We start from the raw sequence: 8,063 nt of genomic DNA, 5'->3' as shown, positions 1-8,063 counted from the left end.
GAGTTCGCCTTTCACCTCAGGGGAACTCTCCACTTTTCCGGGGCAAGTCCACTTCGACCCTGTGCTTGTTCACGGACATCGAGAACGCCAAGCCCTGGGGAGTGTCGTGTTCATTCCACACGATGATAAGGGGCAGCTCGGCCATACGGGACTCAAAGTCCTTTTCGGACGTCACGTCGGGACGGTAATGCGGGGCGAAGCCGTCGTTCCGGGACAAGGTGCTCATGGCGTGCGTGCGGAGTGCTTGCTGCATCTCCTCGTCGGTAGGACCAGGCTTGGGTGTGGGCTTAGGTCCCTTGAGCCATCCAAACATCGCCAATGCATCCCCCCAGCCGGTGGTCCTCGTTGCAGCGATCATGCCGCTCCGGTGCCAGAAGGCAATCGTAAGGTGGCTGATCGGTTCTAATCAGTGTTCGACTGCGTGCTGCACGGTGGCAGGCGACGAGTAGAAGCGGGGTGATCGCGGGCTTGCGAGGGAACGCGACCACCCCTGCACTCGCCTCCACGGCATGGGAGACGCCTGTGACCAGTATCACCCGCAAGGAGGTACGGTCTGACGAGTGCTTGCTTGGGAGTAGATGTAAAGGGTTGTGGCGTCCAACGGCATCTGACGAGACGACCGGAGAGACGCACCGGACTTTCTGTTCTAGTATGCTATAAGCTCCTCTCGCTACGTTTCGCCGCCTCAGCTTTCTCCTATGATCATCGTCAATGACCAACCTCAGGCTCTCAAGCCCCGATATGCACCCTAGGCACGATTGGCGTCCCACCAGGGCGTAGGTCGTTGAAATAGCGAGTGAAGGCCTGCACCAAGTGCGTTCTCGCCAGTTCCGCCCTCGATGCCTGCACAACGAGGCTATCGAACACCGGCAGGGACGCAACGCCCTCACGTCGTAAGGTCCGCATGGCCGCCCCGATCACCTCAGCCTCATGGAACTGGAGGTCCAGCGTAGAGACCCCAAGGCCGTCCAGCCCTTCCAAGATCGGGTGGCGCTTCAATACAGCGTCACGGACCTTGGCGTACCAACCGCCCCCTCTCGGGGCCGTAGAGCCCACCCCAAGCGCATAGGTCATCCACCGCTTTACCCGGTCACGGGGCTGTCCTTCGATCGCATAAGGGTCTTGCCTGGGGTCAAACGGTTCGCTCAGGAGGCCGTAAAGCACCGTGAGGTGACTAGCGGACAAATCCACTTCACCAACGCTTTCCCCCTGGAGGCGAACGGCCGCTGCACGGGCAGACTTGCCACCCTTCCAGCGCATGTAGTCGTCACCGCCGGGAACCGAGTAGAACCGCCCACCCCATTGCCACCGGAAGCCCGGTTGGTCCCCATTAGCGAAAATGCGGCGGAGCCCAGGGAAGGCGAAACCCTCAATCGACACGGACCCGAGCCAGGCGTTGAGTTCCTGTAGCTCCGATGTGATCCTTGAGGCCTCAGGGTCATCGGGAGGGATGGCCATATTCGTGCCTGTCCGCTTGATCCCATCATCCGTGCGGGTCCGTGCAGCGCGAAGGACAAGAAGGTCCGTGGATGCTGGGGCCTTAGGCCGCCCGATGCTGAAATGGTCTGGTAGGCCATCTAGCGTCACGCCATGCGCGGCAGCACGGTCGATGAGCGCTTGGGTCGGGCGGAATAGGGTCTGTCGGCCAGACTGAAAGGCGCCTCCACGCTCGAAGTATCCGGGAATGACGTCGAGGAGGCCATGGGCCGTGAAGCCCTCCTGGACCTTACCAAACATAGCTCGGGTGACATCCATGCCGGTGAATGATGCAGCGTCGAGAGCGCGTCTCGTCCACTGAGCGGCCCGAGCGGCCACCAGCAAGTCGGCCACGACGGCCCCGGTGGCCACACGGAGCTTTGGGAGGCTGGTAGGACGGACTGGGGGCAGGAAGTCGACGCACAGCCCCTCCACAAGGCTTTGGGCCGCTGGCGAGGCTGTACGAGCGCCGAGGCCCATGATGCGAGAGTCTGTACTTGCTTGGCGGCGATCGGCTTTGGTGTAGCCAAACACATCCCTCTCAGGTCCCTCCGAAGCATTGCTTACGCGATCCTGCGGCCACCCTCCGCTACAGCTCAGGGTTTCGGCCGTGTCCGCGCTAGACATGGCACCAATACGGCCCTTTCCGGGATGATCTAGCATATGGGACACCCGATTATTTCTGTACGCGAGCGAGGAGGTTTCGGACCGATGAGGCGTGCCATTTGCCGCCGCGAGCCGTGACGATCCCTTGTGCATTCAAGGCCCCTGCAATCCCGCCAAGGCTGGTGATGCCTTCGGCCGCTAGGGCCTGGACAGTGCCCCTCAGGCTCTCCGCCCGATCAGCAGCGCCGGCCTTCACGGCCTCCAGGGCTGCATCGTTCCCCTTCCCAGCTCGCCGAAAAGCCGCTGCCCCATTGGGGTTGCCAAGGCGCTGCCCACGAGCCTTTGCCGCCGCTAGGGCCTCTGTAGTCCGCCGCGAGATGGCCTGCCGCTCCTGACGCGCCACGAGGGCCATGATGCCCACGGTAAGCTCATTCGCATCGGGCATGTCGGCCGCAACGAAGGGAACACCGCTCTCTTGGAGGTCGATAAGGAACTTGGCGTTGCGGGACAGGCGATCGAGCTTGGCAATCACCAGCCGCGCCCCTGTGAGCTTTGCACGGTGGAGCGCCTTCGCTAGCTCCGGTCGGTCATCACGCTTGCCGCTCTCGACCTCCTGGAAAGGTGGCGCGATCAGCTCCCACCCACGCGACAGGCACAAGGCCTCCACGGCCGCTCGCTGCGCATCAAGGCCCAGGCCGGAAGCTCCCTGGCGAGCTGTTGACACCCGGTAATAAGCCACAGCGCGGTCGTTCATGGCACCCTCTACAAATCGCCCTTACGTTCGTTAGGCGGTTTTGTAGAGGGCGTCAACGTGTTCCGCTCTTGTATGAGAGGTTGTTACAAAACGTGGCTTGGAATATGAATTCTGCCATGCAATTTATACAGGCGGTTAAAGCAGAATTCGCCAAGGCGCCCGTTGCGACCGTATCAGCACCAGCCGGCGTGGCTGCGGGGGTGGGAGCTATTATATTTGCATGGCTCCAGGCCAAAGAGCCACCAAAGCTGGCGGGTGCGATTATTGAGGCATCTAAGAAGGGTCCGAGCGCGCTAGATCGATTGCCAAACGGCTCCATAGCATTACTGGTAATTGCCGTATTTTTTGTTCTAACAATCTCTATGGCGGGCGTTACCCGCATTTTATATAAAGTTACCCGCTTTACCGCATTAATCGCGTCAGTAGCACTAGCAGCCGTATCAATATTCCTTAACCGGCTAAACGCTTTAATTTTGGGCTATCAATCCGCCACACAAGTTCAATTGTCAGCGTTAGACGATTTGATGTTCTACGGAACTGTTATGCTGTTCTTGGCGGTAGCAGGACGAGCACCTATCATTGATTGGGCCAAGCCATCCAAACCTCCGACGCCCGAAAAGCCTTACACTACGGAAGATGCAATAGGAACCTTAGGGGGCATCGCAATTATTATAGCGATCTGGGGCGCACTCGTCGGATGGGCGCAGCAGCGAATGATTACTGCTTTTCTGCCCTAAAAATTACGAGCCACCCATCCCTTAACAAAAGCTCTTCTCTAGTAACATTCAATGGGGCGGGAGGCGGCCCTATACCGCTATCACCTACGCAACTAGGCGTAAGCTAAGGCGGAATGTTTCCATTGAGGCTCATTGTGCTTACCCGCCGGCAATAGCGAGCTATCTGAGGCGCGGACCTTTCAGCGATCATCGCTGCATGTCAAACTATGCCTAGGCCAGATAGCGCCTCATCCTGGGGGGCATCGCTTCTGCGCAATGATGAATGCCAATCTCCACGGGTCCCCTCCCGGCCCCTGGAATGGTACTAACGGCGGCTCGGCGGATGCGATTTGGAACTGGCGGCTTCGCTGCGACGCCGATATTTCCGCTCGGACCTTCAAGCACGCAAGGCCCGTCCAGTACTTTCGGCATCACATCGCCCCAATGCACGAGGCGGAGGCTAACGGGCCAGCGTCGCCCGTACGGTCGACCACGAGTACACCCCGAGTTAACATGACCCAAGTACATCACTGTGTCATGGACACCGGGACGCTTCTCGCCATCGCCAAGCTCGCTAGGTCGCGGGCGGAGCTCTACGCCTTGCCGTACTTCATGGCACACAAGGACGGGGTCGAGCGCAAGGGCGCCAAGGCGGCACTTGAGCAGCTCGCGTTAGACCTTGAGGTATCGGCAGAGCATCGAGCCGATAGGCCGTATTGAGCCCTGAGCCTCCATGGCCCTATAGCGCCACCCCAAGTACCACAAGGCAGGCGGGGCAAGCATGGCTGAGGACCTAGAGGTGGCCGAAGCGTTCGTTGAGGGACTCAAGGCCGCTATCCGCGCTACCCGTGCCGCCTCGACGATCAGAAGCGGCAAATTGAATGAGCATGATCGACGCGTTGCCAACGAGACGCTTGAGCAACATGCCAAAGATTTGGAGATGCTCGCCGGTGCCTTCGAACGAACAGTGTCACCCGGCAGCCGTAAAGTCGTACACTGACGGCGCATAGCCAGCACAGGCTTAGGCGGAATGTTTCCATCTAGGCTCAATGTGCTTACCCTGCCGGCAATGGTGAGCCATTCACGGCGCGGACCTTCCGGCGATCGTAGGTAGATACCACACCACGCATAGGTGAAACGGCACCCTGCCCTCGCGTCATCACCTCTGCGCAATGATGAATGCCCAATCTCCACGGGTCCCCTCCCGCGCATACCGTGGTCCCAGCGCCGCTGCCTGGGATGCGATTTGAAACACGGGGCTTCGCTGCGACGGCCATGGCCATGCTCGGACTCTGATGCAGGCACGCCCCGCCCATAACTTTCGGTGACACAGCGCCTCTTTGCGGCGGGACAACCCCAAGGCCGCTTAGTGCCCCCTCAGCACCTGGGACGACCCCGGCCTTGTAGCGATGCTTAGCCCGGATGCGGCCCTAGCGATCGGCGAACCCTTTAGGACAGGACGGTGGTTGCGGCAGGCACAGGCGGAACGTGAGGAAGTCGAACGAAAACGTAAGGCGCGGCGTGGTGACGGCTATGACCGCTCTCGCCCACAAGCGGACGAAGCTGCCGCGGATATGTCCTCCGCCGTCAGTAGGGATTTCTGCCGTTTTTGGGGAGGTTGTTCCCCTAAATCGGGTCAGTGTTGCCCCATGGGTGGCCTATCCACTAACGCTCATGTGAAACCTTCCGAATACGAGACAGGCTTTTCAATCTTCCGTCCGGGAGCGTCGATGAGCGCTTGCAGAGTGACCAACGAAAATGCGCCGGTCTTAATCTATGCAGTTGATAACACCGGATAAAAACTCTATTCGTCCCTCCGATCGTGAGGAGGCGATGGATGCCGATCTACTTTTTTCACATCACGGAAGGCGATCAGGTTGTCACCGACCTAGAGGGTACCGAGCGGCCTGACATCGCAGCGGTGCAGAAGACCGCGATCGAAAGTGCGGGCGGGCTGATTACCGAGGCGGTTAGAAATGGTGTTCGCAACTACCAGGGTCGCTTCGACGTGGAAGACGAGCATGGGAACCCCGTCCTCACTCTGACCTTCGCCTGCCCCATCCAGATGGAGGTGAGGTTGCCGTCAGAGCCGGCTAGGCTGCAGTAGCCGGTAGATGCAGATAGGCCCTGTTGAAGTCACCTGCCTTCTGCAGCTGTTCCCAATCCGTTATAGTGACGGAGCCTTTGGCTGCATGGATAAGGCCTTCCCTTCGCATGCGTTGCATCGTCCGGTTGACGTGTACGCCGGTCAGCCCCGTCGCGTCGCCAATCTGCTCCTGCGTCATCGGCAATTTGTAAGAGGGGCTTTCGGCGAGGCCTGCGGCTTCCTGCCTCAGCGCAAGCTCGCATAACAAGTGGGCAACACGCTGGTGTGCGTCTCGCTGACCAACGTTGAGGATCCATTCCCGAAATATCGAGCCGTCCACGAGGGTATCGCGCCACAGCGCCTGTGCAACCGCTGGAAAAGCCTCGGTCAAAGCAAAGATCGCCCGATGCGGGATGACGGCAACTTCGGCACGGGTCAGAGTCTGAACATTATGGTCGGCCACGCTCAAGAGGCCGTTTTGCAGGTCGATCAGATCACCACGCAGGTGTATCGAAAAAATCTGCCTGGCGCCGTTCCCGGCAATCTTGCTGCGATAGACGAAGCCGGACAGCAGCACGATGCAGTTGTGAGCTTTATCGCCTTCGCGCACGAGGTAGCGGCCGGGGTCAATCATTTCCGCCCGATGGGGTAGATCAAGCAGGGCCTGGGTCTCGGCTGCATCCAGTTTCGAGCGCTGCGCCAGCTTGTTCACCATCGCCGCCAGTGCAGGTGTATTCGCAGTTAGCATTAACCCTCCGTCCGTCGCGGGGGGGGGGGGGCAGCTATCCCTCAGTCGCCAGCGCCCGAAGTATCAGCCCGCGATATCCCGATGCTAACATGCATTACTCGTCATACCTAAGACCTTAATCAGTCGGAACGTAAGTTAGCACGTTGGCTGCCTATGCGCTGTCTCATGAAATCAGACGTGACGGTGGGGAAGCCCACCGACGTCACCTGAGAATAATGGCGGTTTACCGCGCGTTTTTACGAACCCGCCGGGGTGATGGGCGGCCGAATGTCCCCGCTCGGGTCCTATTCTCCTCACCTTGGACCAATGTTCGACGGGCCAGGATGCAGGGCCCCAGCACCCTCATGCGCCCCGCAGCACCAGTCGCGGCATGGCAGGCTCAACGCTCGCCGGGTCACTGACATGCAATGATGAATGCCAATCTCCACGGGTCCCCTCCGGGCCGCTGGCATGGTACCAACGGTGCATTGGCGGATGCGACTTGCCAGAGGCGGCTTCGCTAGGAACGTGACGCTGCCGCTCGGACCTTTAAGCACGCACGCTATTTTCGTCAGACACACAGGGGAGCCGATTATGACCAAGACGACCCCAGGGGCCCCAAAGCCCCGTAGCGAAGGCCTCCACGACCTCTCCGCCGACATTCGGGCCCTCGCCGTCAACTCAACGTCTCAGCAAGCTCGCGACGCCTACGAGGAGGTTGCCCGAGGCTATGACGAACGAGCCGCCGAAGTTGAGCAGCAAGAGGCACAGCATACCGGCAAGGGCGGTTAGCTGTTCTGAACCCCGAAGCAGAGGAACAGTGGCGATTGGTCACATCGTACGGGAGGGAAGTTGGGATGACAGAGCACCGCAATTTGCACGTCTACGGAGGCCAGACCAAGTTGGTTCGCGAGTCGATCCAAGCGGACTATAAGCGCGATACGCGGCAGGGGCATATTATGGACCTGATGGGCCTTGCCGCACTGCTATATCTAATGCGTTCTTGGGACTGGCCTGATCGTTTCGCCGCTCTTGCTGCCGTGATGCTGCTGTTGGGTGGCCTTCGGACATTCATTGATAACTCTAATCGCAATTGGTGGCTGCACCGCCTAAATTACGATGAGCAGGAACGGTATGAGCTCCGCGAGGCTGAGCTGACCCATGAGGCTGACCGAGTATGGGCTGAGAGGGACGAAGAAGTCCGGCGGCACGAAAACGAGTGGCGGCGAGATGCTGTGGACTGACAGGGGCGGCTTGGAACTCGCGGCTTTGCTCGCACGGTTACCCCGTTGGTCCGACGCAGACCCGTCAGGCAGTGAGACCATTTGAAGGGCCATCGTGCCGTGCCGCCGGTATAAGCGGCTGAGCAAAAGACTATGACGAATAGGCCGCCGAGATGGCATAACGAGAAGCATAGCACTCGGGAAAGGGCGGTAGGGCCGGAGCGTTAACAGATAGCCTACCGGCGGCCGTGAGCGGCTTATGGTACCGACTGCGCCTCATCGGATGCAATTTGAAAGAGGCGGCTTCGATGCTTGGCTGATATTCAGATCGCGCCTTGACGCACGCAAGGCCAACCCCGGCCCCATTCCGATACTGGCGCCCCGCCATTAGTGCTGACTTCTATAGACAACTGTTGCCAGATTGGACTTGCCCCGCTTAAGTGGAGAGGCATTTGCTCAGCGTGACACGGTTCGT

The 8,063-nt window shown here is 59.7% G+C and carries 8 protein-coding genes; 5 read left to right on the top strand and 3 right to left on the bottom strand.

What is annotated here, in order from left to right:
* Positions 1-16 precede the first annotated feature (16 nt).
* Together IFT82_RS20095 and IFT82_RS20090 are read right to left on the bottom strand one after the other, a co-directional pair.
* Positions 17-358 carry a hypothetical protein gene (locus tag IFT82_RS20095; RefSeq protein ID WP_192129910.1) on the bottom strand — a complete coding sequence of 114 codons (342 nt, stop codon included), beginning with the start codon at positions 356-358 and terminating at the stop codon, positions 17-19.
* Between the two features lie 1,794 nt (positions 359-2,152).
* Positions 2,153-2,836, bottom strand: coding sequence for a recombinase family protein (locus IFT82_RS20090; RefSeq protein WP_192129909.1), 684 nt, complete (start codon positions 2,834-2,836; stop codon positions 2,153-2,155).
* Positions 2,837-2,952: 116 nt separating this feature from the next.
* Between IFT82_RS20090 and IFT82_RS20085 the strand changes: the two genes are divergently transcribed.
* The 4 genes from IFT82_RS20085 (at position 2,953) to IFT82_RS20070 (ending at position 5,659) form a co-directional block, all read left to right on the top strand.
* On the top strand, positions 2,953-3,573 hold the full coding sequence (locus tag IFT82_RS20085; protein WP_207105856.1) for a hypothetical protein: 621 nt from the start codon (positions 2,953-2,955) through the stop codon (positions 3,571-3,573).
* A 516-nt stretch (positions 3,574-4,089) separates the two neighbouring features.
* Positions 4,090-4,272 (top strand): hypothetical protein, encoded by a 183-nt coding sequence (locus tag IFT82_RS20080; RefSeq protein WP_192129907.1) that lies wholly within the window; start codon positions 4,090-4,092, stop codon positions 4,270-4,272.
* 79 nt (positions 4,273-4,351) lie between these two features.
* Positions 4,352-4,552 carry a hypothetical protein gene (locus tag IFT82_RS20075; RefSeq protein WP_192129906.1) on the top strand — a complete coding sequence of 67 codons (201 nt, stop codon included), beginning with the start codon at positions 4,352-4,354 and terminating at the stop codon, positions 4,550-4,552.
* A gap of 837 nt (positions 4,553-5,389) precedes the next feature.
* Positions 5,390-5,659, top strand: coding sequence for a DUF6894 family protein (locus IFT82_RS20070; protein WP_192129905.1), 270 nt, complete (start codon positions 5,390-5,392; stop codon positions 5,657-5,659).
* On the opposite strand, the gene IFT82_RS20065 is transcribed toward IFT82_RS20070, so the two are convergent.
* Complete coding sequence (locus tag IFT82_RS20065) at positions 5,646-6,353, bottom strand: Crp/Fnr family transcriptional regulator (RefSeq protein ID WP_244647029.1); 708 nt, start codon at positions 6,351-6,353, stop codon at positions 5,646-5,648. The genes IFT82_RS20070 and IFT82_RS20065 overlap by 14 nt on opposite strands.
* 869 nt (positions 6,354-7,222) lie before the next feature.
* Here IFT82_RS20065 and IFT82_RS20060 point away from each other — a divergent pair.
* A complete protein-coding gene (locus tag IFT82_RS20060; protein WP_192129903.1) occupies positions 7,223-7,609 on the top strand; it encodes a hypothetical protein in 387 nt (128 codons plus the stop codon).
* Positions 7,610-8,063 lie beyond the last annotated feature (454 nt).

Source organism: Sphingomonas sp. CFBP 8760, from assembly GCF_014841615.1.
GTDB lineage: Bacteria > Pseudomonadota > Alphaproteobacteria > Sphingomonadales > Sphingomonadaceae > Sphingomonas.
The sequence above is the reverse complement of the archived record's forward strand: the minus strand, read 5'-3'. Positions and strand labels throughout refer to the sequence as shown.